General features: G+C 71.2%; 29 protein-coding genes. 26 read left to right on the top strand and 3 right to left on the bottom strand.

Features of this window, described 5'->3' with window-relative positions; all coding sequences use genetic code 11:
- Positions 1-141: 141 nt before the first annotated feature.
- The 17 genes from R2B67_RS08215 (at position 142) to R2B67_RS08135 (ending at position 13,145) form a co-directional block, all read left to right on the top strand.
- Positions 142-735 (top strand): hypothetical protein, encoded by a 594-nt coding sequence (locus tag R2B67_RS08215; RefSeq protein ID WP_018509633.1) that lies wholly within the window; start codon positions 142-144, stop codon positions 733-735.
- Between the two features lie 157 nt (positions 736-892).
- Positions 893-1,333 (top strand): 30S ribosomal protein S16, encoded by a 441-nt coding sequence (gene rpsP / locus R2B67_RS08210; RefSeq protein WP_317817138.1) that lies wholly within the window; start codon positions 893-895, stop codon positions 1,331-1,333.
- A 2-nt stretch (positions 1,334-1,335) separates the two neighbouring features.
- Positions 1,336-1,575: an RNA-binding protein gene (locus R2B67_RS08205; RefSeq protein ID WP_003965959.1), complete on the top strand. Its 240-nt coding sequence runs from the start codon at positions 1,336-1,338 to the stop codon at positions 1,573-1,575.
- 117 nt (positions 1,576-1,692) lie between these two features.
- Positions 1,693-2,289 carry a ribosome maturation factor RimM gene (gene rimM, locus R2B67_RS08200; protein ID WP_237328157.1) on the top strand — a complete coding sequence of 199 codons (597 nt, stop codon included), beginning with the start codon at positions 1,693-1,695 and terminating at the stop codon, positions 2,287-2,289.
- Complete coding sequence (trmD, locus tag R2B67_RS08195; RefSeq protein ID WP_317817137.1) at positions 2,289-3,110, top strand: tRNA (guanosine(37)-N1)-methyltransferase TrmD; 822 nt, start codon at positions 2,289-2,291, stop codon at positions 3,108-3,110. The genes rimM and trmD overlap by 1 nt, the downstream gene beginning before the upstream one ends.
- A 130-nt stretch (positions 3,111-3,240) precedes the next feature.
- On the top strand, positions 3,241-3,591 hold the full coding sequence (rplS, locus tag R2B67_RS08190; RefSeq protein ID WP_018509630.1) for a 50S ribosomal protein L19: 351 nt from the start codon (positions 3,241-3,243) through the stop codon (positions 3,589-3,591).
- Between the two features lie 71 nt (positions 3,592-3,662).
- Positions 3,663-4,436 carry a signal peptidase I gene (gene lepB, locus R2B67_RS08185; RefSeq protein WP_317817136.1) on the top strand — a complete coding sequence of 258 codons (774 nt, stop codon included), beginning with the start codon at positions 3,663-3,665 and terminating at the stop codon, positions 4,434-4,436.
- The gene (gene lepB / locus R2B67_RS08180; protein WP_018509628.1) at positions 4,429-5,505 is read left to right on the top strand and encodes a signal peptidase I; all 1,077 of its coding nucleotides are present in this window, start codon (positions 4,429-4,431) and stop codon (positions 5,503-5,505) included. The genes lepB (R2B67_RS08185) and lepB (R2B67_RS08180) overlap by 8 nt, the downstream gene beginning before the upstream one ends.
- Positions 5,408-6,319: a signal peptidase I gene (gene lepB, locus R2B67_RS08175; protein WP_109979765.1), complete on the top strand. Its 912-nt coding sequence runs from the start codon at positions 5,408-5,410 to the stop codon at positions 6,317-6,319. The genes lepB (R2B67_RS08180) and lepB (R2B67_RS08175) overlap by 98 nt, the downstream gene beginning before the upstream one ends.
- 50 nt (positions 6,320-6,369) lie before the next feature.
- Positions 6,370-7,113: a signal peptidase I gene (gene lepB, locus R2B67_RS08170; protein ID WP_317817135.1), complete on the top strand. Its 744-nt coding sequence runs from the start codon at positions 6,370-6,372 to the stop codon at positions 7,111-7,113.
- Positions 7,110-7,598: an NUDIX hydrolase gene (locus R2B67_RS08165; protein ID WP_317817134.1), complete on the top strand. Its 489-nt coding sequence runs from the start codon at positions 7,110-7,112 to the stop codon at positions 7,596-7,598. The genes lepB (R2B67_RS08170) and R2B67_RS08165 overlap by 4 nt, the downstream gene beginning before the upstream one ends.
- A gap of 64 nt (positions 7,599-7,662) precedes the next feature.
- Positions 7,663-7,971 (top strand): DUF2469 domain-containing protein, encoded by a 309-nt coding sequence (locus R2B67_RS08160; protein ID WP_003965949.1) that lies wholly within the window; start codon positions 7,663-7,665, stop codon positions 7,969-7,971.
- A gap of 139 nt (positions 7,972-8,110) precedes the next feature.
- Positions 8,111-8,470 carry a YraN family protein gene (locus R2B67_RS08155; protein WP_317817133.1) on the top strand — a complete coding sequence of 120 codons (360 nt, stop codon included), beginning with the start codon at positions 8,111-8,113 and terminating at the stop codon, positions 8,468-8,470.
- The gene (locus R2B67_RS08150) at positions 8,470-10,092 is read left to right on the top strand and encodes a YifB family Mg chelatase-like AAA ATPase (protein ID WP_317817132.1); all 1,623 of its coding nucleotides are present in this window, start codon (positions 8,470-8,472) and stop codon (positions 10,090-10,092) included. Before R2B67_RS08155 ends, R2B67_RS08150 begins: the two co-directional genes overlap by 1 nt.
- A gap of 140 nt (positions 10,093-10,232) precedes the next feature.
- A complete protein-coding gene (gene dprA / locus R2B67_RS08145) occupies positions 10,233-11,369 on the top strand; it encodes a DNA-processing protein DprA (RefSeq protein ID WP_398869584.1) in 1,137 nt (378 codons plus the stop codon).
- Positions 11,370-11,622: 253 nt separating this feature from the next.
- A complete protein-coding gene (gene whiG, locus R2B67_RS08140; RefSeq protein ID WP_026241016.1) occupies positions 11,623-12,459 on the top strand; it encodes an RNA polymerase sigma factor WhiG in 837 nt (278 codons plus the stop codon).
- A 128-nt stretch (positions 12,460-12,587) separates the two neighbouring features.
- Entirely contained in the window at positions 12,588-13,145 is a 558-nt protein-coding gene (locus R2B67_RS08135; RefSeq protein ID WP_018509621.1) for a TetR/AcrR family transcriptional regulator, read from the top strand.
- On the opposite strand, the gene R2B67_RS08130 is transcribed toward R2B67_RS08135, so the two are convergent.
- Positions 13,096-13,926: a murein hydrolase activator EnvC family protein gene (locus R2B67_RS08130; protein WP_317817131.1), complete on the bottom strand. Its 831-nt coding sequence runs from the start codon at positions 13,924-13,926 to the stop codon at positions 13,096-13,098. The two genes, R2B67_RS08135 and R2B67_RS08130, sit on opposite strands and share 50 nt — an antisense overlap.
- Before the next feature lie 277 nt (positions 13,927-14,203).
- Between R2B67_RS08130 and rpsB the strand changes: the two genes are divergently transcribed.
- The 9 genes from rpsB to R2B67_RS08085 all read left to right on the top strand — a co-directional run bounded on the left by rpsB (position 14,204) and on the right by R2B67_RS08085 (position 24,115).
- Entirely contained in the window at positions 14,204-15,118 is a 915-nt protein-coding gene (gene rpsB / locus R2B67_RS08125) for a 30S ribosomal protein S2 (RefSeq protein WP_006127913.1), read from the top strand.
- A gap of 99 nt (positions 15,119-15,217) precedes the next feature.
- On the top strand, positions 15,218-16,054 hold the full coding sequence (tsf, locus tag R2B67_RS08120) for a translation elongation factor Ts (protein WP_018509619.1): 837 nt from the start codon (positions 15,218-15,220) through the stop codon (positions 16,052-16,054).
- A 161-nt stretch (positions 16,055-16,215) separates the two neighbouring features.
- Positions 16,216-16,989: a UMP kinase gene (pyrH, locus tag R2B67_RS08115; RefSeq protein ID WP_018509618.1), complete on the top strand. Its 774-nt coding sequence runs from the start codon at positions 16,216-16,218 to the stop codon at positions 16,987-16,989.
- Between the two features lie 116 nt (positions 16,990-17,105).
- Complete coding sequence (frr, locus tag R2B67_RS08110) at positions 17,106-17,663, top strand: ribosome recycling factor (protein ID WP_018509617.1); 558 nt, start codon at positions 17,106-17,108, stop codon at positions 17,661-17,663.
- On the top strand, positions 17,663-18,748 hold the full coding sequence (locus tag R2B67_RS08105; protein ID WP_317817130.1) for a phosphatidate cytidylyltransferase: 1,086 nt from the start codon (positions 17,663-17,665) through the stop codon (positions 18,746-18,748). The genes frr and R2B67_RS08105 overlap by 1 nt, the downstream gene beginning before the upstream one ends.
- A 111-nt stretch (positions 18,749-18,859) precedes the next feature.
- Positions 18,860-19,966: a dual-specificity RNA methyltransferase RlmN gene (rlmN, locus tag R2B67_RS08100; RefSeq protein ID WP_018509600.1), complete on the top strand. Its 1,107-nt coding sequence runs from the start codon at positions 18,860-18,862 to the stop codon at positions 19,964-19,966.
- Between the two features lie 275 nt (positions 19,967-20,241).
- Positions 20,242-21,342 carry a thiamine ABC transporter substrate-binding protein gene (locus R2B67_RS08095; RefSeq protein ID WP_317817129.1) on the top strand — a complete coding sequence of 367 codons (1,101 nt, stop codon included), beginning with the start codon at positions 20,242-20,244 and terminating at the stop codon, positions 21,340-21,342.
- A 104-nt stretch (positions 21,343-21,446) separates the two neighbouring features.
- Positions 21,447-23,060, top strand: a complete 1,614-nt coding sequence (locus tag R2B67_RS08090; protein WP_317824798.1) for an ABC transporter permease — start codon at positions 21,447-21,449, stop codon at positions 23,058-23,060.
- A gap of 5 nt (positions 23,061-23,065) precedes the next feature.
- A complete protein-coding gene (locus tag R2B67_RS08085; protein WP_317817128.1) occupies positions 23,066-24,115 on the top strand; it encodes an ABC transporter ATP-binding protein in 1,050 nt (349 codons plus the stop codon).
- On the opposite strand, the gene R2B67_RS08080 is transcribed toward R2B67_RS08085, so the two are convergent.
- Together R2B67_RS08080 and R2B67_RS08075 are read right to left on the bottom strand one after the other, a co-directional pair.
- A complete protein-coding gene (locus tag R2B67_RS08080) occupies positions 24,112-24,780 on the bottom strand; it encodes a response regulator (protein WP_317817127.1) in 669 nt (222 codons plus the stop codon). The two genes, R2B67_RS08085 and R2B67_RS08080, sit on opposite strands and share 4 nt — an antisense overlap.
- A complete protein-coding gene (locus tag R2B67_RS08075) occupies positions 24,774-26,039 on the bottom strand; it encodes a sensor histidine kinase (protein WP_317817126.1) in 1,266 nt (421 codons plus the stop codon). Before R2B67_RS08075 ends, R2B67_RS08080 begins: the two co-directional genes overlap by 7 nt.
- Between the last annotated feature and the right edge of the window lie 37 nt (positions 26,040-26,076).

Raw genomic sequence — 26,076 nt, 5'->3', positions numbered from 1 at the left:
GTGCGTCTTCTCCGCAGTTCGGCGCACCCGCCCGCCTCCGGACGCATCCAGGGCACATCACGAGCAACTGACTGGTACGTGCAAATTATTTGGGATGCCCCGGAATAGGAACACCGGGGCACTCGGACTCGTTGTCACGACGTGAGCACGACACCACCTGTACTTGCCGCAGAGCTGGCACAGGCGTGGGCCGACATTCAGCGGTACCACCCCGAGCTGCCCGATCTAGCCGCGCCCGAGTCCCTGATCGGAGAGTCCTCGTCCGCCTGTGGCGCCGAGCTCTCCTTCGAGCGACTGCTCCACGAGGCAGTCCACGGCATCGCTGCCGCGAGAGGAGTCCGTGATACTTCCCGCGCCGGCCGCTACCACAACCGACGTTTCCTCGCGATCGCCGAGGAGCTGGGCCTCGACCATGCCGAGGAGCCCCACCCCAGCAGCGGATTCTCGCTGGTCACGCTGAATCCCGAGGCCAAGCGCCGGTACCGCCCGACCACCGAACGGCTGCAGCGCGCCCTCAAGGCGCACACGGTCGCCACCGCCGCCGACACCAAGCGCTCCTTCCGGGGCCCTGCCGCCCGGCACGGCTCCTCCGGAGGCGGTGTCCGGGTCAAGGCCGTCTGCGACTGCGGACGCAACGTCCGCGTCGTCCCCTCGGTCCTGGCCCAGGCCCCGATCGTCTGCGGTGGCTGCGGCAAGCCGTTCCAGATCCCGGAAGCGGCGGTCGCGGTGGGGTGAGGTGAAGTGGTGTGGCACAATGGCTAGCTGTACTCGACAGTCGCACAGGACCCCTCTCTCCTCCGGCTGACGCGTCCATCGGGCACTCCGAGTACCGCAACCCCACGTGGCATCTAGTTGTGCCCAACCACGTCAGAGACCAGGAGACACCACTTCCGTGGCAGTCAAGATCAAGCTGAAGCGTCTGGGCAAGATCCGTTCGCCTCACTACCGCATCGTCGTCGCCGACTCCCGTACCCGCCGTGACGGCCGGGCCATCGAGGAGATCGGCCTGTACCACCCGGTGCAGAACCCCTCGCGCATCGAGGTCAACGCAGAGCGCGCGCAGTACTGGCTGTCCGTCGGCGCCCAGCCGACCGAGCCGGTCCTCGCGATCCTGAAGCTCACCGGTGACTGGCAGGCCCACAAGGGCCTCCCGGCCCCCGCGCCGCTCCTGCAGCCGGAGCCCAAGGCTGACAAGCGCGCCCTGTTCGAGGCGCTGTCCTCGGACGGCGACGAGGCCAAGGGTGAGGCCATCACCCCCAAGGCCAAGAAGTCCGACAAGAAGGCGGACGAGGCGGCTGACGCTGCCGAGTCCACCGAGTCGACCGAGGCCTGAGCATGCTCGAGGAGGCTCTCGAGCACCTCGTGAAGGGCATCGTCGACAACCCCGACGACGTGCAGGTTGCCGAGCGCACCCTGCGCCGGGGGCGCGTGCTGGAGGTCCGGGTCCACCCCGACGACCTCGGCAAGGTGATCGGCCGTAACGGCCGTACCGCCCGCGCTCTGCGGACCGTCGTGGGCGCCATCGGCGGTCGTGGGATCCGTGTCGACCTCGTCGATGTGGACCAGGTCCGCTGACCGCAGTTGAACACCGGCCAGGGCCGGGGAGGGCCTTCGGGCCGTCCCCGGCCTTTGTCGTCGGCCACCCCGACCGGTCGGCTCCTCAAGGCCCCACCCCATCAATCGGAGAACAGCGTGCAGTTGGTAGTTGCGCGGATCGGCCGCGCCCATGGCATCAAGGGCGAGGTCACCGTCGAGGTACGAACGGACGAGCCGGAGCTGCGGCTCGGGCCCGGTGCCGTCCTGGCCACCGACCCGGCGGCCACCGGCCCGCTCACGATCGAGTCGGGACGGGTGCACAGCGGCAGGCTGCTGCTGCGCTTCGAGGGCGTGCGCGACCGCACGGGCGCCGAGGCCCTGCGCAACACCCTGCTGATCGCCGAGGTGGACCCGGAGGAGCTCCCGGAGGACGAGGACGAGTTCTACGACCACCAGCTCATCGACCTGGACGTCGTGCTCGCCGACGGCACGGAGATCGGCCGGATCACCGAGATCTCCCACCTGCCCTCGCAGGACCTCTTCATCGTGGAACGCCCCGACGGCAGCGAGGTGATGATCCCGTTCGTGGAGGAGATCGTCACCGAGATCGACCTGGAGGAGCAGCGCGCGGTCATCACCCCGCCGCCCGGCCTGATCGACGAGAGCGAGGCCGTGGTGGCCTCCTCCCGCGACGAGGAGGCCGGTGAGGCGGTCTCCGGGGACGCGGACGAGGCGCCGAAGGGCGACGCCTGATGCGGCTCGACGTCGTCACGATCTTCCCCGAGTACCTGGACCCGCTGAACGTCTCCCTGGTCGGCAAGGCCCGCGCCCGCGGGGTGCTCGACGTCCACGTCCACGACCTGCGGGAGTGGACGTACGACCGGCACAACACGGTCGACGACACCCCCTACGGCGGCGGCCCCGGCATGGTCATGAAGACCGAGCCCTGGGGCGACGCGCTGGACCAGGCGCTGGCCGACGGCTACGAGTCCGGCGCGCACACGCCGGTCCTCGTCGTGCCCACGCCCAGCGGCCGCCCCTTCACCCAGGAACTGGCCGTGGAACTCTCCGCCAAGTCCTGGCTGGTCTTCACCCCGGCCCGGTACGAGGGCATCGACCGCCGGGTGATCGACGAGTACGCCACCCGCATCCCGGTCGTCGAGGTCTCCATCGGCGACTACGTGCTGGCCGGCGGGGAAGCGGCCGTCCTCGTGATCACGGAGGCCGTGGCCCGGCTGCTCCCCGGCGTCCTCGGCAACGCCGAGTCCCACCGCGACGACTCCTTCGCCCCCGGCGCCATGGCGAACCTCCTGGAGGGGCCCGTCTACACCAAGCCGCCCGAGTGGCGCGGCCGGGGGATCCCGGACGTCCTGCTCAGCGGCCACCACGGGAAGATCGCGCGCTGGCGGCGGGACCAGGCGTTCGCCCGGACCGCCCTCAACCGGCCCGATCTGATCGAGCGGTGCGAGGCGAGCGCCTTCGACAAGAAGGACCGCGAGATCCTCTCCATCCTCGGCTTCGCGCCGGAGCCCGGCGGCCGATTTTGGCGCAGGCCCCCGGCCGTGGAAGAATAGGCCGCTGCTGTACGTCCGGCGTGCGCCCCTGCCACAGGGGGAAAGACGCCCGCCCGACGCGATCAGCACTCCTTCACTCCTCTCGACATCCCGTCGATGACCTGTGGCATCGGCGAAGAAAGCAGAACTCATGTCTTCCCTGCTCGATGGCGTCAACGCCGCCACCCTCCGGTCGGACGTCCCGGCGTTCCGCCCCGGTGACACCGTCAACGTCCACGTGCGAGTGATCGAGGGCAACCGCTCCCGTATCCAGCAGTTCAAGGGCGTCGTCATCCGCCGCCAGGGCTCGGGCGTCAGCGAGACCTTCACGGTCCGCAAGGTCTCCTTCAGCGTCGGCGTCGAGCGCACCTTCCCCGTGCACAGCCCGATCTTCGAGAAGATCGAGCTCGTCAGCCGCGGTGACGTCCGTCGCGCCAAGCTGTACTTCCTCCGTGAGCTCCGCGGCAAGGCCGCGAAGATCAAGGAGAAGCGCGACAACTGATCTGCCGACGGCGGGTGACCGGCAAGGCACCCTCTGGCGTCCACAGCGCGGCCGGATAGGATTCGGCCGCGATGGACACGCAAGCAGAGCACTCGGAGCGCGATCGCTCCTCGGAACCCCGTACCGGGTCCGAGGAGGGGTCGCGCTTCTCGCGTGTCCGGGGCGCTGTCGCGGCCGTACGGCCCTGGCGGCGGCGCGTCCTCGTCGCGGGGGTGGCGGGCACGACAGCGCTGCTGCTGATCAGCGCCTTCGTGGTCCAGCCCTTCCTGATCCCCAGCGGCTCCATGGAGCCCACCCTCCAGGTCGGGGACCGGGTGCTCGTCAACAAGCTGGCGTACCGGTCGGGCGCCGAGCCCCGGCGCGGGGATGTCGTGGTCTTCGACGGGACCGGCTCCTTCGTACGGGAGGACCTGGACGCGAACCCGCTGGCCGCGCCGGCCCGCTGGGCGGCCTCCTCCCTGGGCCTGGCCGAACCCCCCGACACCGACTTCGTGAAGCGGGTGGTGGGCGTGGGCGGTGACCGGGTCGTCTGCTGCGACGCGCGGGGGAGGCTCCGGGTGAACGGGGTGCCGGTGGACGAGACGTACCTCCACCCCGGCAACACCGCCTCCGAGGCCCCCTTCGACATCGTCGTCCCTCAGGGCACGCTCTGGGTGCTGGGCGACCACCGCAGCCGCTCCAGCGACTCCCGCGACCACCTGGGATCGCCCGGCGGCGGGATGGTCCCCGTCGAGCGTGTGATCGGCCGGGTGGACTGGCTGGGCTGGCCGCCCGCCCGGATCGGCGGCCTGGAGGGGACCGGCGCCTTCGACGGCGTACGGGCACCCGGCAGGGCGCATGGGTAACCGCGGGCGCCCGCGCGGCGCCCCGGCCTCCGACGTCCCGCTGCCGACCGGGAGCCGGCCCACCACGCCCCGCTCGCTGCCTACCCGGGCCGAGCGCCGCAGGCTCGCCAAGAAGGTCCGGCGCAAGCGGCGCAGATCAGCGGTGAAGGAGATACCGGTCCTCATCGTGCTGGCGCTGCTGATCGCGCTCGTCCTGAAGACCTTCCTCGTCCAGGCGTTCGTGATCCCGTCCGGCTCGATGGAGCAGACCATCAAGATCGGCGACCGCGTCCTGGTGGACAAGCTGACGCCGAACTTCGGGTCGAAGCCGCAGCGCGGGGACGTCGTCGTCTTCAAGGATCCCGGCGGCTGGCTCCAGCAGGAGAACGCCGCCGACAGGGAGGATCCGCCCATCGGCGTCAAGCAGGCCACCGAGGCGCTCAAGTTCATCGGCCTGCTGCCCTCCGACGACGAGCAGGACCTGATCAAGCGGGTGGTGGCCGTCGGTGGCGACACCGTGAAGTGCTGCGGCACCGACGGCCGCGTCACCGTCAACGGCGTACCGCTGAACGAGCCCTATCTGCACCCGGACGACCGGCCCTCGGCCGTGCAGTTCGAGGTGGAGGTTCCGGCGGGCCGCCTCTTTATGATGGGCGACCACCGGTCCAACTCCGCCGACTCCCGTTTCCATCTCGACGAGCCTGACAAGGGCACGGTCTCCGAGGAGGAGGTGGTGGGGCGGGCCGTCGTGATCGCCTGGCCCCTCTCCAACTGGACCACCCTGGAGGAGCGCGAGACCTTCGCCGCGGTGGCGCGGGCGAGCGGCTCGGAGGCGGCCGTTCCGGGGCCGTCGCATAGGGTTGCCACTCCGGATCGGGACGGAATGGTCCGGCTCCCGACCCCTGCGGAACTCCCGCTCGTTATGGGAGTGGTGGGCCTGCACCGGATCGGGCGCGGGCAGTGGCACGTATTGAGGAGTGGATGTGGGGGATTTGGCGGTCGGCGCACGATCCGGACACGACGAACCCGAGGACCGGCCGGGGCGCGACGAGTCTCCCGAGGGCGGGGCGGCGGTGCCGCCGGGCGGTGACGGCGGTTCACCGGGCGACGACGACGGCACTCCGGGCGGCGGCAGGCCTCCCCGGAGGCAGCGCTCCTTCTGGATGGAGCTGCCGCTGCTCATCGGTATCGCCCTGATCCTGGCGTTGTTGATCAAGACCTTCCTGATCCAGGCGTTCTCGATCCCCTCGGACTCGATGCAGAACACCCTGCAGCGGGGCGACCGGGTGCTGGTCGACAAGCTCACCCCCTGGTTCGGCGCCGAGCCGGAGCGCGGCGAGGTCGTGGTCTTCCACGATCCGGGCGGCTGGCTGGAGGATGCCGCGACCCCGGAGCCCAATGTGGCGCAGAAGTTCCTCAGCTTCATCGGTCTGATGCCCTCCGCCGAGGAGAAGGACCTGATCAAGCGGGTCATCGCGATCGGCGGCGACACCGTGGAGTGCAAGGAGAACGGGCCGGTCACGGTCAACGGCAAGGCGCTCGACGAGAAGTCGTTCATCTTCCCGGGGAACACCCCGTGCAACGACAAGCCTTTCGGCCCGATCAAGGTCGAGGAGGGCCGGATCTTCGTCATGGGCGACCACCGGCAGAACTCCCTGGACTCCCGCTACCACCAGGAGCTCCCCGGCCAGGGCACCGTCTCCAACGACGAGGTCGTCGGCCGCGCCATCGTCGTCGCCTGGCCCGTGGGCCGCTGGGCGACCCTGCCCATCCCCAGCACGTTCGACCAGCCCGGGCTGAACGCGGCCGCCGCGCTGGCCCCCGCCGCACTGGGGGTAGCCGGAGCGCTGCCCCTCGTGTTGTGGCGCCGCAGGAGGCTGACCGCCGGGCGTACCGCCGGGTAGGGTGCCGACTCGGATCAGCGATTGTCGATCTCCGATGGGGGAGCGCTGGGATGAGCGGTACGCAACGCAACGACGACGGCCGCGGCCGGGCCGGCACCATGGTGTCGGGTCTGGCCGTGGCCGTCGGCTGTGTGCTCTTCCTCGGAGGGTTTCTCTGGGCAGCCGTGGTGTACAAGCCGTACGCCGTCCCCACTGACTCCATGTCCCCCACGGTCAATGCCGGGGACCGGGTGCTCGCCGAGCGGATAGACGGCGGCGATGTCCGGCGCGGTGACGTGGTGGTCTTCACCGACAGCGTCTGGGGCGACACCCCGATGGTGAAGCGGGTGGTCGGCGTCGGCGGGGACACGGTCGCCTGCTGCGACAAGGACGGACGGCTCACCGTCGGCGGGACCCCCGTCGACGAGCCGTACATCCACCGCGACCCTGCCGCCTCGGGGACGCGGGCGCCTGCCTCGCCGCAGGACTTCTCCGCCAAGGTGCCGAAGGGCCAGATCTTCCTCCTCGGCGACGAGCGGTCCACCTCCCTGGACTCCCGGGTCCATCTGCAGGACCCCGGGCAGGGCTCCGTACCCCTGAGCGCCGTCCAGGCCCGGGTCGACGCGGTGGCCTGGCCGATGAACGGCATGATCGGCCGCCCCGACTCCTTCGCCGCGCTGCCCGGCGGGGTCTCCGCCGACGGCCCGCTCCCGCTCCAGGTCGGGGCCGTGCTGGTGGGCGTGGTCCTCATCCTCGGAGGAGCGGCGTACGGACCCGTCGCCGCCCGCTCCGCCCGCCGCCGGACCACCGGGTGACCGGCGCCGTACGCAGGGTCGCCCGGGTGGTGCTCCTGGACCCCGACGACCGCATCCTCCTGCTCCACGGCCATGAGCCGGGCGACCCCGGGAACGACTGGTGGTTCACGCCCGGCGGCGGCCTGGAGGGCCACGAGACCCATGAGGAGGCGGCCCGCCGCGAGCTGGCCGAGGAGACCGGGATCACCGACATCGAGCTGGGCCCGGTGCTCTGGAAGCGGATCTGCTCCTTCCCGTTCGACGGACGGCGCTGGGACCAGGACGAGTGGTACTTCCTCGCCCGTACGGCACAGACCGCCACCGACCCCCAGGGCCTCACCGAGCTCGAACTGCGCAGCGTCTCCGGTCTGAGGTGGTGGACTTCCGCCGAACTTCTCGCGGCGCGTGAGACGGTGTACCCGACCAGACTCGCCGAGCTGCTGCGCACGCTCCTCGACGAGGGTCCCCCGCGTGTGCCGTTGGTCCTCGCCGCCGAGATCGCCTGATCGTCCAGGGGCGCCGGAGGCTGACGCACAATGGGGGGACGCACGGCTGAAGGGGAAACATGCCATGAGCGCCGAGGACCTCGAGAAGTACGAGACCGAGATGGAGCTGAAGCTCTACCGGGAGTACCGCGATGTCGTCGGTCTGTTCAAATATGTGATCGAGACCGAACGGCGCTTCTACCTCACCAACGACTACGAGATGCAGGTGCACTCCGTCCAGGGTGAGGTTTTCTTCGAGGTGTCCATGGCGGACGCCTGGGTCTGGGACATGTACCGGCCCGCGAGGTTCGTCAAGCAGGTCCGCGTGCTGACCTTCAAGGACGTCAATATCGAAGAGCTCAACAAGAGCGATCTGGAACTTCCGGGAGGCTGACCCCGCGCGGTCCGTAGGTCGCGCCGTAGACCCGGTCACCCGTGTGGGTGGCCGGGTTTTCCACATCGGGAAGGTTATCCACCAAGATCCACAACTTCCGTCCGGCCGGGTCAGGGTCGGTGCCGGAGGTGGTGGAGAGATGAACGCACGGGGGGCACTCGGGCGGTACGGCGAGGATCTGGCGGCACGGCTGCTGACCGACGCCGGAATGGCCGTGATCGAGCGCAACTGGCGCTGTCGCGCCGGAGAGGTCGACATCGTCGCCAGGGACGGCGACGCACTGGTCTTCTGCGAGGTGAAGACCCGCAGGCCGAACGGGTTCGAACATCCCATGGCCGCGGTCACCCCGGTCAAGGCGGACCGGCTGCGAAGGCTCGCCGAGATCTGGCTGGAGCGGCACGGCGGGCCACCCGCCGGCGGGGTCCGGATCGACCTGATCGGGGTGATCGTGCCCCGGCGCGGCGCCCCCGTCACCGAGCACGCGCGGGGGCTGTCCTGATGGGGTACGCACGGGCGTGTTCCGTGGCGCTGGTCGGCGTCGAAGGCGTGGTGGTGGAGGTCCAGGCGGACCTGGAGCCCGGGGTGGCGGCGTTCACGCTGGTCGGGCTGCCGGACAAGAGCCTGATCGAGAGCCGGGACCGGGTGCGGGCCGCCGTGGTCAATTCCGGGGCCGAGTGGCCGCAGAAGAAGCTCACGGTGGGCCTCTCCCCGGCCTCGGTCCCGAAGAGCGGATCGGGTTTCGATCTCGCCGTGGCATGTGCGGTGCTCGGCGCGGCGGAGCGGCTGGACCCCGCCGCCATCGCCGATGTCGTGATGATCGGCGAGCTGGGGCTGGATGGCCGTGTCCGTCCCGTACGGGGGGTGCTGCCGGCCGTCCTCGCGGCGGCCGAGGCCGGATACCAGCAGGTCATCGTCCCCGAGCAGACGGCCGGGGAGGCCGCCCTGGTGCCGGGCGTCTCGGTCCTCGGGGTCCGGAGCCTGCGCCAGCTGATCGCGATCCTCTGCGACGAACCGGTTCCCGACGAGCCCGTCGACGACCGGGGGCGCCCGGACGCGATGCTCGCCGGGCTCATGGTCCCGGGCACGGGCCTCGGCGCCGGGCTGGCCCCGGCTTCCTCGCGCGGTGAGGGGCACATCCCGGACCTGGCGGACGTGGCGGGACAGCCGCGGCCGCGCAAGGCCCTGGAGGTTGCGGCGGCCGGGGGACACCATCTGCTGTTCTCGGGCCCGCCGGGTGCGGGCAAGACCATGCTGGCCGAGCGGCTCTCGGCGGTCCTGCCGCCGCTGACCCGGCAGGAATCCCTCGAAGTGACGGCGGTCCACTCCGTGGCGGGCATCCTTCCCCCGGGTGAACCGCTCGTCTCCCGGGCGCCGTACTGCGCCCCGCACCACTCGGCGACCATGCAGTCGCTGGTCGGCGGGGGCAACGGGATGCCGAGGCCGGGGGCGGTCTCGCTCGCGCACCGAGGGATCCTGTTCCTGGACGAGGCTCCGGAGTTCTCGGGGAAGGCGCTGGACGCGTTGCGCCAGCCGCTGGAGTCGGGCCATGTGGTGGTGGCGCGGGCGGCGGGGGTGGTGCGGCTGCCCGCCCGGTTCCTGATGGTGCTGGCCGCCAACCCGTGCCCCTGCGGGCGGCACTCCCTCACCGGCGCGGGCTGCGAGTGCCCGCCCTCGGTGGTCCGCCGCTACCAGGCACGGCTGTCCGGCCCGCTCCTGGACCGGGTGGACCTGAGGGTCGAGGTGGAGCCGGTCGACCGGGCGGATCTGCTGGAGCAGGGCGGCCGGGGCGAGTCGACGGCGGTGGTCTCCGCGCGGGTGCGGGAGGCCAGGGCGCGGGCGGCGGAGCGGCTGGCAGGGACGCCGTGGACGACCAACAGCGAGGTGCCCGGCCATGAGCTGCGGACCCGGCTGCTGGCGGCCCCCGGAGCGCTGGCCGCGGCGGAGCGGGATCTGGAGCGCGGGATCCTCACGGCCCGGGGGCTGGACCGGGTGCTGAGGGTGGCCTGGACGGTGGCGGACCTGAGGGGCGCTCCGCGACCCGAGGACCGTGACATCGCGGTCGCCCTGGAGCTGCGGACCGGCATCCAGCGCGGGGCGCCGATGGAGATGGGGGCGCTGTGAGGGGGATGGACGCGGAGATGCTGCCGCAAGGGCCGGAGGCCGAGGGGCTGGGGCGGGGGCCGGTGCTCGGTGTGGGCCTGGAGCCGCCGGGCCGGGGGAATGGGATGGGATCGGAGGCACGGGGGCCGGAGCCTGAGCGGATGGCGCGGGCCGCGTTGACGCGGGTGCTGGAGCCGGGGGACGAGCGTGCGGGGGCCTGGCTGCGGCAGGCCGGGCCCGTGGAGCTGTTACGGGCGCTCCGCTCCGCGGACGGCTCCGCGGAGAGGCTGCCGGGGATGACCGCCTTACGGCTGGAGGGCTACCGGCTCCGGGCGGCGGCTGCCGAGCCGGCGCGGGATCTGGCGGCGGTGGCCGCCCTGGGCGGGCGCCTTGTCTGCCCGGGGGACCGGGAGTGGCCGAGCCAGCTCGACGACCTGGGGGACGCCCGGCCCGTCGGGCTCTGGGTGCGGGGCCGGCCGGACCTGCGGCTGTGGGCCCTGCGCTCGGTCGCGGTGGTCGGTGCGCGGGCCTGCACGCCGTACGGGGCGCACATGGCGGCGACCCTCGGCGCCGGGCTCGCGGAGCGCGGCTGGGTGGTGGTGTCGGGCGCCGCGTTCGGTGTGGACGGGGCGGCGCACCGGGGCGTCCTGGCCGTGGGCGGCGCGACGGCGGCGGTACTGGCCTGCGGTGTCGACATCCCCTATCCGCGAGGCCACGCGGAGTTGATCGGCCGGGTGGCCCAACAGGGCCTGGTGGTAGCGGAGTTGCCGCCGGGCGCGCATCCCACCCGTAGCAGGTTCGTCCTCCGCAACCGCGTGATCGCCGCCCTGACCAGAGGAACGGTCGTGGTGGAGGCCGAGTACCGCAGCGGATCCCTCGTCACCGCCCGTCAGGCCCAGCGGCTCGGCCGGTTCGTGATGGGGGTGCCGGGACCCGCCACCAGCGGGCTGTCGGCCGGTGTCCACGAACTGCTCCGCGGTGAAGGGGTGCTGGTCACCGACGCGTCCGAAGTCGCCGAGCTGATCGGGGAGATCGGCGACCTCGCACCGGACCGCCGCGGCCCGGTGCTGCCCCGGGACCGGCTGGACCCGGTGGCGGCGAGGGTCCTCGACGCCCTCCCGTACCACGGCCCGGTCAGCACCCGTGACCTCGCTCGCGGCGCCGGGACGTCCGCCGACGAAACGCTCGCGCGACTGTACGAACTGCACTCACTGGGGTTCGTCGAACGAGAGGGCGACGGCTGGCGGTTGACGCGTCCGTCACCCTGCGGCGGCGACGCGCGGCGAGGCGGTTCTTGACCTGGAGCATTCGGGTGAAAAGGTAAGCCGATGACCTCGCACGATCGATCGGTGACCTGCCGGAGGCCCTCGCCCACGGCGACGGCCCCGGATCCCGGCAGGTGCGGGCGGCGTGAACGGCAGAACGCAATCACGCGGCCCGGATCTCCGCTCCTGTGCGGACTGCGACACCGCAGTCACGCTACGCTCACAAGGATTCCGCCCCAGACAGAAGTCCCCCAGCACTTCACGGCAGAACGGCTCAAGGCACCACATGCCCCAGCACACCTCCGGGTCTGACCGCGCGGCAGTACCACCGGTTGCGCGTGGCACTGTGCGCCCTCCCGCCCCCTCCTCGCTCGACGAACTGTGGCGTTCGTACAAGACCACCGGCGACGAGCGGCTGCGGGAGCAGCTGATCCTGCACTACTCGCCGCTCGTCAAGTACGTCGCGGGCCGGGTGAGTGTGGGGCTGCCGTCCAACGTCGAGCAGGCGGACTTCGTCTCCTCCGGAGTCTTCGGACTGATCGACGCCATCGAGAAGTTCGACATCGAGCGGGCCATCAAGTTCGAGACGTACGCCATCACCCGGATCCGCGGCGCGATGATCGACGAACTGCGGGCGCTCGACTGGATCCCCCGCTCGGTGCGGCAGAAGGCGCGGAACGTGGAGCGCGCCTACGCCACGCTGGAGGCGCAGTTGCGGCGCACCCCGTCCGAGTCCGAGGTGGCCTCGGAGATGGGCATCGCCCTGGAGGAACTGCACGCGGTTTTCAGCCAGTTGTCCCTGGCCAACGTGGTCGCCCTGGAGGAGCTGCTGCATGTCGGCGGCGAGGGCGGCGACCGGCTGAGCCTGATGGACACCCTGGAGGACACCGCCGCCGACAATCCGGTGGAGGTCGCCGAGGACCGCGAGCTCAGACGGTTGCTCGCACGTGCCATCAACACGCTCCCCGACCGGGAGAAGACGGTGGTGACCCTCTACTACTACGAGGGCCTGACCCTCGCGGAGATCGGCAACGTCCTCGGCGTCACCGAGAGCCGGGTCAGCCAGATCCACACCAAATCCGTGCTCCAGCTCCGGGCCAAACTGGCCGACGCCGGACGCTGAAAGTCCCCTTCCGGCCACCTGGCCCGAGGCTGATCCCGTCCCTCCGGCCACCCGGACCGACGCTCTGCCCTTCCCTCCGGCAGCCGCCGCCGTAGAGTGGATACGTGCCCAGGATTCGAGCGGCCTCCGTGGCCGAGCACCGGACCATGCAGCGCGGCGCCCTCCTGGACGCCGCGCGCTCCCTGCTGTCCGAGGGCGGTACGGAGGCGCTGACCTTCCCCGCACTCGCCGAGCGCACGGGCCTCGCCAGGTCTTCCGTGTACGAGTACTTCCGCTCCCGCGCCGCCGTCGTCGAGGAGCTCTGCGCCGTCGACTTCCCCGTCTGGGCGGCCGAGGTCGAGAACGCGATGCAGCGCGCCGAGACCCCCGAGGCGAAGATCGAGGCGTATGTGCGCCGACAGCTCGACCTCGTCGGGGACCGCCGCCACCGGGCGGTCGTCGCGATCTCCGCGAGTGAGCTCGACGCCGGCGCCCGGGAGAAGATCCGGGCCGCGCACGGCGGGCTGATCGCCATGATCGTCGAAGCGCTGGGGGACCTCGGCCACACCCAGCCGAGGCTCGCCGCGATGCTCCTGCAGGGATCGGTGGACGCCGCCGTGCGCCGTATCGAGCTGAGCGTGGCGGAGGAGCCCGGCGTCATCGCGGACACCGCCGTCGCGATGATCCTGCGCGGCGTACGCGGCTGAGCGCGGCGGTCCCAGGCGCGCCACCCGGGTCCGCCGCCGCCTCTTCCGGTTCCGGCACCCCGAACACCGGCAGCAGCCGTGACGGCCCGCGCCGCAGGAGCGCGGGCGGCAGCAGCGAGAGCGGGTCGAGGTAGGCATCGCCCCGCCGCAGCCCCCAGTGCAGACAGCCCCCGGCGCAGTGGAACGGCCCCGTCTCCAGCACCCCGACCGGCTGCCCCGCGACGACCTCGTCGCCCTTCTCCACCAGCGCCCACACCGGCTCGTACGTGGTGCGCAGCGGGGGCGCCCCGCTCCCGGCCAGCTCGATGACCAGCACCCCGCGCCCGGCCACCCGCCCCGCGAACGAGACCCGTCCGGTGGCGGCGGCCACCACCGCGTCGCCGGGCCGGGCCGCCAGATCGACGCCGCGGTGGCCGGGCCCGTACGGCGTGGCGGGCGGCTCCCACCCCCGTAACACCGCGGGCCTGCCGGCCAGTGGCCAGACCGGCCCACCGTCCAGCTCCGCGAACGTCCCGCCGCCCGCACCCGTACCCGCGTCCGCCCCTTCACCTGCGCCCGCGCCCGCGTCCTCGTCCGGCCCGGCCGCCGGCGGGGGCGCCTCCGCACCCGCGTCCGGCTCCGTCGGCGGCGGCGCCTCCCCGGTCCGGGCGGCCGGCAGGAGCCGGGCACCGGCCGATGCCACCGGCAGCGCTGCCGTCAGCAGGGCCACGGCCAGCAGGAACATCGGCACGCGGCATCGGCGCGGGCCGGGTGTGCGCAGGGGTGAGAGCAGGAATCGCATGGACCAACGCTCCCCCGGAGGCCTGGATTCCGGGGATCTTGGTCCGCGCCTGTGGACTACTCGCCGGTTGTGGATATCGCCGTCACCCGGCACCCGGCGGGTCCCGTACACTTCTTACGGCGATCCGGGTCACCGGGTCGACTTCGCACGCCCCGCCACCTCCCTCTTCCGAGATGGTGGCCGCGCCCCTCGGTCCCTTGTGGCACGGCGCGTCGGGGCGTCAGGCGCGAACGCAAACCTGCGGTCGCGATAACCGAGCACCTCAAGGAGTACGGCCATGGCCGTCGTCACGATGCGGGAGCTGCTGGAAAGCGGCGTCCACTTCGGTCACCAGACCCGTCGCTGGAACCCGAAGATGAAGCGCTTCATCTTCACCGAGCGCAACGGCATCTACATCATCGACCTGCTCCAGTCGCTGTCGTACATCGACCGCGCCTACGAGTTCGTCAAGGAGACCGTCGCCCACGGCGGCTCCATCATGTTCGTGGGTACGAAGAAGCAGGCCCAGGAGGCCATCGCCGAGCAGGCGACGCGCGTCGGCATGCCGTACGTCAACCAGCGTTGGCTCGGTGGCATGCTCACCAACTTCTCCACCGTCTACAAGCGCCTTCAGCGTCTGAAGGAGCTCGAGCTCATCGACTTCGAGGACGTGGCCGCCTCCGGCCTCACCAAGAAGGAGCTCCTGGTCCTCTCGCGTGAGAAGGCCAAGCTGGAGAAGACCCTCGGTGGTATCCGCGAGATGCAGAAGGTGCCCAGCGCCGTCTGGATCGTCGACACCAAGAAGGAGCACATCGCCGTCGGTGAGGCGCGCAAGCTCCACATCCCGGTCGTCGCGATCCTCGACACCAACTGCGACCCCGACGAGGTCGACTACAAGATCCCGGGCAACGACGACGCGATCCGCTCCGTCACCCTGCTCACCCGCGTGATCGCCGACGCCGTCGCCGAGGGCCTCATCGCCCGCTCCGGTGCCGCCACCGGTGACTCGAAGCCGGGCGAGAAGGCCGCCGGCGAGCCGCTCGCCGAGTGGGAGCGCGACCTGCTCGAGGGCGACAAGAAGGACGAGACCGCGGCTGCCGCCGAGGTCCAGTCCTCCGCCGAGACCGAGAAGGTCGCCGACGCCGAGAAGCCGGCCGAGGCCGTCGCCGAGGCCGAGGCTCCGGCCGCCGACGCGGACGCCGAGCAGGCCTGACACCCGTCACGGCTGCTGACGGCGGGGGCCGGCGCCACAAGCGCGGCCCCCGCCGTTCACCCGTAGATCTTTCAGACTTCGAGAGAGACATACAGACTCATGGCGAACTACACCGCCGCTGACGTCAAGAAGCTCCGTGAGCTCACCGGCGCCGGCATGATGGACTGCAAGAAGGCGCTCGACGAGGCCGACGGCAACGTCGACAAGGCCGTCGAGGCGCTCCGTATCAAGGGCCAGAAGGGCGTCGCCAAGCGCGAGGGCCGCTCCGCCGAGAACGGTGCCGTCGTCTCCCTCATCTCCGAGGACAAGACGTCCGGCGTCCTCCTGGAGCTGAAGTGCGAGACGGACTTCGTCGCCAAGGGTGACAAGTTCCAGGCCGTCGCCAACACGCTCGCCGCCCACGTCGCCGCCACCTCCCCGGCGGACATCGCCGCGCTCCTCGCCTCCGAGATCGAGCCCGGCAAGACCGTCCAGGCGTACGTGGACGAGGCCAACGCCAACCTCGGCGAGAAGATCGTCCTGGACCGCTTCGCGCAGTTCACCGGCGACTTCGTCTCCGTGTACATGCACCGCACCATGCCCGACCTGCCCCCGCAGATCGGTGTCCTGGTCGAGCTGGACAAGGCCGACGCCGACCTGGCCAAGGGCATCGCCCAGCACATCGCCGCCTTCGCCCCGAAGTACCTCTCCCGCGAGGACGTCCCGGCCGAGGTCGTCGAGGCCGAGCGCCGCGTCGCCGAGGAGACCACGCGCGCCGAGGGCAAGCCCGAGGCCGCCCTCCCGAAGATCGTCGAGGGTCGCGTCAACGGCTTCTTCAAGGAGGCCACGCTTCTCGGCCAGCCGTACGCGCTGGACGCCAAGAAGTCTGTCCAGAAGGTCCTGGACGAGGCCGGTGTCACCCTGAAGCGCTTCTCGCGCATCAAGGTCGGCATCTGAGTCCGTCCGGGCGAACAGCGCCGGACCCGATAGGGTCTGGTGCAGTCGACGGCCGCACCCACGCCGGACGACCGCAGATCTGACGAGGAGGCCATTGCCGCTGTAGGGACACCAGACCCACCGGCAATGGCCTTCTTCGTATGTGCACGAGGAGAAATTCCATGGACAAGGGCGCGGACGCCACTCAGGCCGACGACAAGCGCGACGACACGTTTTCCGGGCGCTTCATGCTGAAGCTCTCCGGTGAGGCCTTCGCCGGTGGCGGCGGTCTCGGCGTCGACCCCGACGTCGTGCACACCATCGCCCGCGAGATCGCCGCCGTCGTTCGCGACGGCGCGGAGATCGCGGTGGTCATCGGGGGAGGCAACTTCTTCCGCGGTGCCGAGCTCCAGCAGCGCGGCATGGACCGGGCCCGGTCCGACTACATGGGCATGCTCGGCACCGTCATGAACTGCCTGGCGCTCCAGGACTTCCTGGAGAAGGAGGGCATCGACTCGCGCGTCCAGACCGCCATCACCATGGGCCAGGTCGCCGAGCCGTACATCCCCCTCCGGGCCGTACGGCACCTGGAGAAGGGGCGCGTCGTCATCTTCGGCGCCGGCATGGGCATGCCGTACTTCTCCACCGACACCACCGCCGCCCAGCGCGCCCTGGAGATCGACGCCGAGGCGCTGCTCATGGGGAAGAACGGCGTGGACGGGGTCTACGACTCCGACCCGAAGACCAACCCCGACGCGGTGAAGTTCGACGCGCTGGAGTACGGCGAGGTGATCACGCGCGACCTGAAGGTCGCCGACGCCACCGCCATCACGCTCTGCCGTGACAACAAGCTCCCGATCCTCGTCTTCGAGCTGACCGCCGAGGGCAATATCGCCCGCGCGGTCAAGGGTGAGAAGATCGGCACGCTCGTCAGCGACGAGAGCACCCGGGCCTGACGGCCCCCCAGGATGGACAACGGCCTGCCGGTCGGACACCGTGCAGGTGAGGACGCGACGCAGGACCCGCAGGGCCCGTCGGTGACGGGTCCGCTCAAGACACGCAGGAGCACGTGGTGATCGAAGAAATCCTCCTCGAGGCCGAGGAGAAGATGGAGAAGGCCGTTGTCGTCGCGAAAGAGGACTTCGCCGCGATCCGTACCGGCCGCGCGCACCCGGCGATGTTCAACAAGATCGTCGCCGACTACTACGGCGCGCTGACCCCGATCAACCAGCTGGCCTCGTTCTCGGTTCCCGAGCCGCGGATGGCCGTCGTGACACCGTTCGACAAGACCGCGCTGCGCAACATCGAGCAGGCGATCCGCGACTCCGACCTCGGCGTCAACCCGAGCAACGACGGCAATATCATCCGGGTGACCTTCCCCGAGCTCACCCAGGACCGCCGCAAGGAGTACATCAAGGTCGCCAAGACCAAGGCCGAGGACTCCAAGATCTCGATCCGCTCCATCCGCCGCAAGGCCAAGGAAGCGCTCGACAAGCTCGTCAAGGACAAGGAGTCCGGCGAGGACGAGGTGCGCCGCGCCGAGAAGGAGCTCGACGACACCACCGCGAAGTACGTCGCGCAGGTGGACGAGCTGCTCAAGCACAAGGAAGCCGAGCTGCTCGAAGTCTGATGAACGACTCTTCCTGGGGTGCACCGCAGGGAGCCGGTTACCGGGGTGCCCCCGAGATGGGGGTCGCTCCGGCGGGTCCCGCCTACGATGCGCATGAAGCCCAGCAGACTCGGCCCATGCCCAACGTGCCGGACGATCCCGACGCAGGTAGAGACGCACAGAGCCGCGCCAACCGGGATGGGGACGCCGCGCACGTCGGCGGCCCCCTGTTCCGTGACGAGATGCCGCAGGAGCCCATGTCCACCCCGCTGCCGTCCCCGCCGCAGAAGAAGCGTGCGGGGCGTGATCTGCGCGCCGCCATAGGGGTCGGCGTGGGGCTCGGCGCCGTCATCGTCGCCTCGCTGTTCATCGTGAAGGCCGTCTTCGTCGGCGTGATCGCGCTCGCCGTCGTCGTCGGCCTCTGGGAGCTCACCTCCCGACTCCAGGAGCAGAAGGGCATCAAGGCGCCCCTGATCCCGCTGGCCGTCGGCGGGGCCGCGATGGTCGTCGCCGGCTACGCACGCGGCGCGGAGGGCGCCTGGGTCGCCATGGCGCTGACCGCCCTGGCGGTACTGGTCTGGCGGATGACCGAGCCGCCGGACGGCTACCTCAAGGACGTCACGGCGGGGGTGTTCGCCGCGTTCTACGTCCCGTTCCTGGCCACCTTCGTCGCGATGATGCTGACGGCGGACGACGGGCACTGGCGGGTTCTCGTCTTCCTCGTCCTCACGGTCGTCAGCGACACCGGGGCGTACGCGGTGGGCTGGCGCTACGGCACCCACAAGCTGGCCCCGCGCATCAGCCCTGGCAAGACCCGCGAGGGCCTGCTCGGTGCCGTGGCCTTCGCGATGGTCGCCGGTGCGCTGTGCATGGAGTTCCTGATCGGCGGCGGCGCCTGGTGGCAGGGTCTGCTGCTCGGTCTCGCGGTCGCCGTCAGCGCCACCCTCGGGGACCTGGGTGAGTCCATGATCAAGCGGGACCTCGGGATCAAGGACATGGGAACCCTGCTCCCCGGCCACGGCGGCATCATGGACCGGCTGGACTCGCTCCTGCCGACCGCGCCGGTCTTCTGGCTGCTGCTGGTGCTGTTCGTCGGCTCAGGCTGAGCGCCTTTCCGAGGGCGCGCACCACGTCCCACCTGCACGTTCCACGAGCGAGGGTCCGTCGTCCACAGGGCGGCGGGCCCTCACCCGTATGTCTGCGACACTGGATGAACCATGCCTAAGCCCGGAGAACTCACTTTCGTCGCGCCCCGCGGAGCCAAGAAGCCGCCGCGGCACCTCGCCGACCTCACGCCCGCCGAGCGCAAGGAAGCGGTCGCCGCGACCGGCGAGAAGCCGTTCCGCGCCCAGCAGCTCTCGCAGCACTACTTCGCGCGGTACGCGCACGACCCGGAGCAGTGGACCAACATCCCCGCCGGGTCCCGTGAGAAGCTCGCCGAGGCGCTGTTCCCCGACCTGATGTCCGTGGTCCGTCACATCAGCTGCGACGACGACACCACCCGTAAGACGCTGTGGAAGCTGCACGACGGGACGCTCGTCGAGTCCGTCCTGATGCGCTACCCCGAGCGCGTCACGATGTGCATCTCCTCCCAGGCCGGCTGCGGGATGAACTGCCCGTTCTGCGCCACCGGACAGGCCGGGCTCGACCGCAACCTGTCGACCGCCGAGATCGTGCACCAGATCGTCGACGGCATGCGTGCCCTGCGTGACGGGGAGGTGCCCGGCGGTCCGGCCCGGCTCTCCAACATCGTCTTCATGGGCATGGGCGAGCCGCTCGCCAACTACAACCGTGTCGTCGGCGCGATCCGCCGGCTCACCGACCCCGAGCCGGACGGCCTCGGCCTCTCCCAGCGCGGGATCACCGTCTCCACGGTCGGCCTCGTCCCGGCGATGCTGCGCTTCGCCGACGAGGGCTTCAAGTGCCGCCTCGCCGTCTCGCTGCACGCCCCGGACGACGAGCTGCGCGACACCCTCGTCCCCGTCAACACCCGGTGGAACGTCCGCGAGGTGCTGGACGCCGCCTGGGAGTACGCGGAGAAGTCCGGCCGCCGCATCTCCATCGAGTACGCCCTCATCCGGGACATCAACGACCAGGCCTGGCGCGGCGACCTCCTCGGTCGGCTGCTCAAGGGCAAGCGGGTGCACGTCAACCTGATCCCGCTGAACCCGACGCCCGGCTCCAAGTGGACCGCCTCGCGGCCCGAGGACGAGAAGGCGTTCGTCGAGGCCATCGCAGCCCACGGCGTGCCGGTCACGGTCCGGGACACCCGCGGCCAGGAGATCGACGGGGCCTGCGGGCAGCTGGCAGCCTCCGAGCGCTGAGGCGCTGGGGACCTTAGCCGGACCGGCCGAAAACCGCCGGTGTAGCCTGGGCGCGAAATCAACTTCATATTCCGACAGGGGAGCGCCACAGCGCTGAGAGTGCGGCACCAAGGACAGGTTGGCCGCAGACCCTCTGAACCTCGCCCGGGTCATTCCGGGTAGGAAGTTCGGACCTTACTCAAGCTGTTGCGCCCTGCCCGCTTCCGGTACGTCTGATACGTCTCCGGGGGCGGGCGGGGCCGCGTCTCTTCCTGGTCACCTCCAGGAGGAATCACATGAACACCACCAAGAAGTACGCCTCGACCGCGCTCGCCGCGGCGCTCGGCGTCACCGTCCTCGCGGGCTGCGGCGGCTCCGACGGCACATCGGCCGGATCCGGTGCGTCCAAGGGCAGCGGCTCCAAGACCGTCACCCTGGTCACCCACGACTCCTTCAACGCCTCGGAAGACGTGCTGAAGCAGTTCACCAAGGAGAGCGGCTACACCGTCGAACTCCTCAAGAGCGGCGACGCCGGTGCCGCCCTCAACCAGGAGATCCTGACCAAGGGCTCCCCGCGCGGCGACGTCTTCTTCGGCGTCGACAACACCCTGCTCTCCCGCGCCCTCGACAACGGCCTCTTCACGGCGTACGAGGCCAAGGGCCTGGAGCGGGTCGCGAAGGGCACCGAGCAGGACGACGAGCACCGCGTCACGCCCGTCGACACCGGTGACATCTGCGTCAACTACGACAAGAAGTTCTTCGCCGACAAGAAGCTCGCGCCGCCGCAGACCTTCGAGGACCTGCTCAAGCCCGCGTACAAGAACCTCCTCGTCACCGAGAACGCGGCCAACTCCTCGCCCGGCCTCGGCTTCCTCCTCGGCACCATCGCCTCCCAGGGCGAGGACGGCTACCAGGACTACTGGAAGAAGCTCAAGGCCAACGGAGTCAAGGTCGTCGACGGCTGGGAGCAGGCCTACAACGAGGAGTTCTCCGGCTCCGCGGGCGGCAAGAAGGCCAAGGCGGACCGGCCGCTGGTCGTCAGCTACGCCTCCAGCCCGCCCGTCGAGGTCTTCTACGCCGACCCGCAGCCCAAGGAGGCCCCCACCGGCGTCTCCACCGGGACCTGCTTCCGGCAGACCGAGTACGCCGGGCTGCTGAAGGGTGCGAAGAACGAGGCGGGCGGCAAGGCGCTGCTGGACTTCCTGATCAGCAAGACGTTCCAGGAGGACGTACCGCTGAACATGTTCGTCAACCCGGTCGTGACGGACGCGAAGCTGCCGGAGATCTTCACCGAGTTCGGTGAGACCGTCGAGAAGCCGGCCACCGTGGCCCCGGAGAAGATCGCCGCCAACCGTGAGCAGTGGGTCCAGGCGTGGCACTCGATCGCCGTGAAGTAGACGGCCCCACCAAGGCCGCCGAAGCCGATCCCGCCGCCGGACCCCGGTCCGGCGGCGCACGGTCCGGAGGCGGGCGGCGTGGAGCGGCGGTGCGGCTCGGGCTGATGGCCGTGCCCGTCGCGTTCTTCGCCGTCTTCTTCGCCTACCCCGTCTCCGCGATCGTCGGACGAGGGCTGAAGACGGACGGCGTCTGGCAGTTCGGGCGGATCGGCGACGTGCTGTCCCGCCCGGACATCCTCGACGTCCTCTGGTTCACCACCTGGCAGGCGCTCGCCTCCACCGCGCTCACCCTGCTGATCGCCCTGCCCGGCGCGTACGTCTTCGCCCGCTTCGACTTCCCCGGGAAGCAGGTGCTGCGCGCGGTCGTCACCGTGCCGTTCGTGCTGCCCACCGTCGTCGTCGGCACCGCGTTCCTGGCCCTGCTCGGGCGCGGCGGCTTTCTGGACGAGCTGTGGGGCGTACGGCTCGACACCACGGTGTGGGCGATCCTCCTGGCACACGTCTTCTTCAACTACGCGGTGGTCGTCCGGACGGTCGGCGGTCTCTGGTCGCAGCTCGACCCGCGCCAGGAGGAGGCCGCCCGGGTGCTCGGCGCCGGACGGTTCACCGCCTGGCGGCGGGTGACGCTGCCCGCGCTCGGCCCGGCGGTGGCCGCAGCGGCGCTGATGGTCTTCCTCTTCACGTTCACCTCGTTCGGTGTCGTGCAGATCCTCGGCGGCCCGTCCTACTCCACCCTGGAGGTGGAGGTCTACCGCCAGACCGCCCAGCTGCTCGACCTGCCGACGGCCGCCGTGCTGACCATGGTCCAGTTCGTGGCGGTCGGCGCGATCCTCGCCCTGCACGCCGTGACCGTACGCCGCCGGGAACGGGCGCTGAAGCTCGTCGACCCCGCGCAGACCTCCCGCCGCCCGCACGGCGCCGGGCAGTGGGCGCTGCTCGGCGCCGTGCTCCTCACCGCGCTGCTGCTGATCCTGCTGCCGCTCGGCGTGCTGGTGGAGCGGTCGTTCGACGGACCGGAGGGGTACGGCCTCGGCTACTACGAGGCCCTCCAGTCCGCCGGAGGCAGTGGCTCCACCTTCCTCGTACCGCCGCTGGAGGCGGTCGGCAACTCCCTCCAGTACGCGTTCGTCGCCACCCTCATCGCGCTCGTCGTCGGCAGCCTCGCGGCGGCGGCCCTGACCCGGCGGGCGGGGCGGCTCGTACGAGGCTTCGACGCGCTGCTGATGCTGCCGCTCGGGGTCTCCGCCGTCACCGTAGGCTTCGGCTTCCTCATCACCCTCGACAAGCCGCCGCTCGACCTGCGCACCTCCTGGATCCTGGTCCCGCTCGCCCAGGCGCTGGTGGGCGTCCCCTTCGTCGTACGGACCATGCTCCCCGTGCTCCGCGCGGTGGACGACCGGCTGCGCGAGGCGGCCGCGGTGCTCGGAGCATCCCCGCTGCGGGCCTGGCGTGAGGTCGATCTGCCGCTGGTGCGGCGGGCGGTGCTCGTCGCCGCGGGCTTCGCGTTCGCCGTGTCGCTCGGGGAGTTCGGCGCCACCGTGTTCATCGCCCGGCCCGACAACCCGACCCTGCCGGTCGCGGTCGCCCGGCTGCTGGGCCGGTCCGGGGAGCTCAACTACGGGCAGGCGATGGCCCTCAGCACGATCCTGATGTTCGTGTGCGCGGTGTCGCTGCTGCTTCTCGAACGCATCCGTACCGACCGATCCGGGGAGTTCTGACCACCATGCTGAGCTTGCAGGCAGCCACCGTACGGTTCGGGAAGCGGACGGCCCTCGACGCGGTCGACCTGGAGGTCGCCGACCACCGGATCGTCTGCGTGCTCGGCCCCAGCGGCAGCGGCAAGTCCACCCTGCTCCGGGCCGTCGCCGGGCTCCAGCCCATGGACGGCGGCCGGGTGCTGCTGGCCGGCCAGGACCAGAGCGGCGTCCCGGTGCACCGGCGCGGACTCGGCCTCATGTTCCAGGACCACCAGCTCTTCCCGCACCGTGATGTCGGCGCCAACGTCGCCTTCGGGCTGCGGATGCACGGCACCGGGCGGGCGGAGTCCGAGCGCCGGGTCCGTGAGCTCCTCGATCTGGTGGGCCTCCCCGGCGCCGAACGCCGCGCGGTCGCCGCCCTCTCCGGCGGGGAGCAGCAGCGCGTCGCCCTGGCCCGCGCCCTCGCCCCGCGCCCCAAGCTCCTGATGCTGGACGAACCCCTCGGCCAGCTCGACCGCAGCCTGCGCGAACGGCTCGTCATCGAACTGCGCACCCTGTTCCAGGAGCTGGGTACGACGGTGCTCGCCGTCACCCACGACCAGGGCGAGGCGTTCGCGCTCGCCGACCGGGTGGTGGTGATGCAGGACGGCCGGATCGCCCAGGAGGGCAGCCCGCTGGACGTGTGGCAGCGCCCCGCCTCCGCGTTCGTCGCCCGTTTCCTCGGCTTCGACAACGTGACCCCGGCGACGGTGACCGGCCAGGCCGCGGTGACCGCCTGGGGCAAGGTGCCGGTCCCCGAGGGCTCCCCCCAGGGCGAGGTCGACCTGCTCGTGCGGCCCGCCGGGGTGCTCATCGGGGCCGAGAAGGACGGGCTGCGCTGCACGGTCGGCGTCCGCACGTTCCGCGGCAACCATGTGACCGTGCGGCTGACCCCCGAGAACGCGCCGGTGCTGGAGGCCGAGTGCGCGCTGCGGGACACTCCGGACGAAGGCGCGGTGGTGGGCGTCCGGTTCGACGCGGCGGAGACGGTGGTGCTGGCGGAGGGCGAGCGCTACCGCCACCCCGAAGGCTCCTAGGGCGGGTGCCTGCCCGCCACCACCAGACCCAACTCGTACGCCAGGATCACCGCCTGAGCCCGGTCCCGCAGCTCCATCTTCGCGAAGAGCCGGTTGATGTGGGTCTTGACCGTGTGGTCGGTGATGGTCAGCCGGGCGGCGATGTCCGCGTTGGACAGGCCCTGCGCGATGAGGACGAGCACCTCCGCCTCACACGCGGTCAGCCCCTCGACCGAGCGGGCCGGCGGCGCGCTGACCCGCTGCCGGGTGAACTCCGCGATCAGCCGCCCCGTGATCTCGGGCGCCAGCAGTGCGTGCCCACCGGCCACCACCCTTACCGCGTGCAGCAGTTCGGGGAAGGTCGCGTCCTTGAGCAGGAAGCCGCTGGCCCCCGCCGTCAGGGCGTCGTACACATACTCGTCCAGGCCGAACGTCGTCAGCATCAGCGCCTTCGTCGCCCCGTCCGACGCGGCGACGATCTCGCGGGCCGCGCCGATCCCGCCGAGCTTCGGCATCCGGATGTCCAGCAGGGCTACGTCCGGCCGTAGTTCGGCCGCGACCCGGATCGCCTGCTCGCCGTCCTCCGCCTCGCCGACCACCTCGATGTCCTCCTGGGTGTCCAGCAGCCGGGAGAACGCCGTCCTCACGACCGCCTGGTCGTCGGCGACGATCACGCGGATCACCACGGGAGTTCCGCCTCCACGAGATAGCCACCGGCCGGGCCTCGGCCGGTGGTGAGCCTGCCGCCCAGCAGGGCGGCCCGTTCGCGCATGCCCACGAGACCGTGACCGGGGCGCCCGGCGGGCTCCGGCGCCGGCGTGGCGGGCGGCCCCGGCCCGTCGTCACCGACCCGGACCCGCAACAGCCCCGGCCGGTGGTCGATCTCGACGACCGCATGCGCGCCGGGGGCGTGCCGGCGGACATTGGTCAGGGCCTCCTGCACGATCCGGTACGCCGACAACTCCCAGGACGCCGGCAGGCGTATCTCCTCCCCGCTGATCCGCAGTTCGGCCGAGCCGTCCACCGCCCGGTGCTGGTCCAGGAGTTCACCGAGCGCGGCCGTCGACGGCTGCGGAGCGGTGAGGGCGGGTGGTGTGTCGGTGCCCGTACGCAGCACCCCGAGCAGCCGGCGCAGCTCCGCCATCGAGGACCGCGCCGTGCCCGCGATCTCCTGGAACGCGTCCCGGGCCGGTGGGGAGAGGTCCGGTGTCGTGTACGTTGCGCTCTCGGCCCGCACCGCGATCATCGAGACCGAGTGCGCGATCATGTCGTGCAACTCCCGGGCGATCGCCGCCCGTTCCGCCTGGGCCGCCTGCCGCCGCTCCATCGCCAGCAGCCGGGACTGGGCGGCGGCCCGGGTGCGCCGGGTCTCCTCGCGCGCCCGGACCGCGTCCCCGGCGCTCACCGCACCCATGATCGCCACGGTCAGCACCAGCGTCTCCGCGTACAGCCCGAGGCTGAACCTGTCCGTGCCCTGGAGCACCGGAAGGCCGGGCGAGCCGTCCCGGGCCCAGCGGTCGATGTGCACCAGATTGACCGTCAGCGCGGCGAGCGAACCCGCCGTCACGAGCACCGCCGGATGCTGCACCCGGTGCCGCCCCAGCGTGTAGCAGCCCATCAGCAGACCGGCCACCGTCGCGTACGCCATGTTCCCGTCGGTGGCGAAGCCGAGCAGCGCCGCGCCGACGGTCAGGAGCCCGACGGCGGGGTGGGCGGCCCGCAGGGTCAGCGAGGCCGTGCACACGAGCACGGCGAAGGCTGTGATCGCCGAACCCGGTACGAGGAGCAGCTCCACGGCGGCGAAGAGCGTCAGCGCGCCACCGGTCAGCCCCGCGGACGCGGGCGCCGATGTCCAGCGTCGCAGCCGCTGCCGCAGGGTCCGTTCCGGTGGCGGGCGTTCGGCGGCGGCCGCTGCTGTTCCGCTCGCCTCGATGGTGCGTGTCATACGGCGATTCTTCAACGCGGCCCCCGGCGGGCGCATC

Origin of the sequence: Streptomyces cyaneofuscatus (assembly GCF_033109485.1) — a bacterium.
Classification (GTDB): Bacteria; Actinomycetota; Actinomycetes; order Streptomycetales; family Streptomycetaceae; genus Streptomyces; species Streptomyces cyaneofuscatus.
Note: the sequence above shows the minus strand (reverse complement) of the source record. Positions and strands in the feature narration are given on the sequence as shown.

Excerpts from the sequence above, each read along its gene's own strand:
- R2B67_RS08205 (WP_003965959.1), top strand. The coding sequence starts at position 1,336 with ATGCTCGAGGAGGCTCTCGAGCACCTCGTGAAGGGCATCGTCGACAAC.
- trmD (WP_317817137.1), top strand. The coding sequence starts at position 2,289 with ATGCGGCTCGACGTCGTCACGATCTTCCCCGAGTACCTGGACCCGCTG.
- rplS (WP_018509630.1), top strand. The coding sequence starts at position 3,241 with ATGTCTTCCCTGCTCGATGGCGTCAACGCCGCCACCCTCCGGTCGGAC.
- lepB (WP_317817136.1), top strand. The coding sequence starts at position 3,663 with ATGGACACGCAAGCAGAGCACTCGGAGCGCGATCGCTCCTCGGAACCC.
- lepB (WP_018509628.1), top strand. The coding sequence starts at position 4,429 with ATGGGTAACCGCGGGCGCCCGCGCGGCGCCCCGGCCTCCGACGTCCCG.
- lepB (WP_317817135.1), top strand. The coding sequence starts at position 6,370 with ATGAGCGGTACGCAACGCAACGACGACGGCCGCGGCCGGGCCGGCACC.
- R2B67_RS08160 (WP_003965949.1), top strand. The coding sequence starts at position 7,663 with ATGAGCGCCGAGGACCTCGAGAAGTACGAGACCGAGATGGAGCTGAAG.
- R2B67_RS08155 (WP_317817133.1), top strand. The coding sequence starts at position 8,111 with ATGAACGCACGGGGGGCACTCGGGCGGTACGGCGAGGATCTGGCGGCA.
- R2B67_RS08150 (WP_317817132.1), top strand. The coding sequence starts at position 8,470 with ATGGGGTACGCACGGGCGTGTTCCGTGGCGCTGGTCGGCGTCGAAGGC.
- dprA (WP_398869584.1), top strand. The coding sequence starts at position 10,233 with ATGGCGCGGGCCGCGTTGACGCGGGTGCTGGAGCCGGGGGACGAGCGT.
- whiG (WP_026241016.1), top strand. The coding sequence starts at position 11,623 with ATGCCCCAGCACACCTCCGGGTCTGACCGCGCGGCAGTACCACCGGTT.
- R2B67_RS08130 (WP_317817131.1), bottom strand. The coding sequence starts at position 13,926 with ATGCGATTCCTGCTCTCACCCCTGCGCACACCCGGCCCGCGCCGATGC.
- rpsB (WP_006127913.1), top strand. The coding sequence starts at position 14,204 with ATGGCCGTCGTCACGATGCGGGAGCTGCTGGAAAGCGGCGTCCACTTC.
- tsf (WP_018509619.1), top strand. The coding sequence starts at position 15,218 with ATGGCGAACTACACCGCCGCTGACGTCAAGAAGCTCCGTGAGCTCACC.
- pyrH (WP_018509618.1), top strand. The coding sequence starts at position 16,216 with ATGGACAAGGGCGCGGACGCCACTCAGGCCGACGACAAGCGCGACGAC.
- R2B67_RS08105 (WP_317817130.1), top strand. The coding sequence starts at position 17,663 with ATGAACGACTCTTCCTGGGGTGCACCGCAGGGAGCCGGTTACCGGGGT.
- rlmN (WP_018509600.1), top strand. The coding sequence starts at position 18,860 with ATGCCTAAGCCCGGAGAACTCACTTTCGTCGCGCCCCGCGGAGCCAAG.
- R2B67_RS08095 (WP_317817129.1), top strand. The coding sequence starts at position 20,242 with ATGAACACCACCAAGAAGTACGCCTCGACCGCGCTCGCCGCGGCGCTC.
- R2B67_RS08090 (WP_317824798.1), top strand. The coding sequence starts at position 21,447 with ATGGCCGTGCCCGTCGCGTTCTTCGCCGTCTTCTTCGCCTACCCCGTC.
- R2B67_RS08085 (WP_317817128.1), top strand. The coding sequence starts at position 23,066 with ATGCTGAGCTTGCAGGCAGCCACCGTACGGTTCGGGAAGCGGACGGCC.
- R2B67_RS08075 (WP_317817126.1), bottom strand. The coding sequence starts at position 26,039 with ATGACACGCACCATCGAGGCGAGCGGAACAGCAGCGGCCGCCGCCGAA.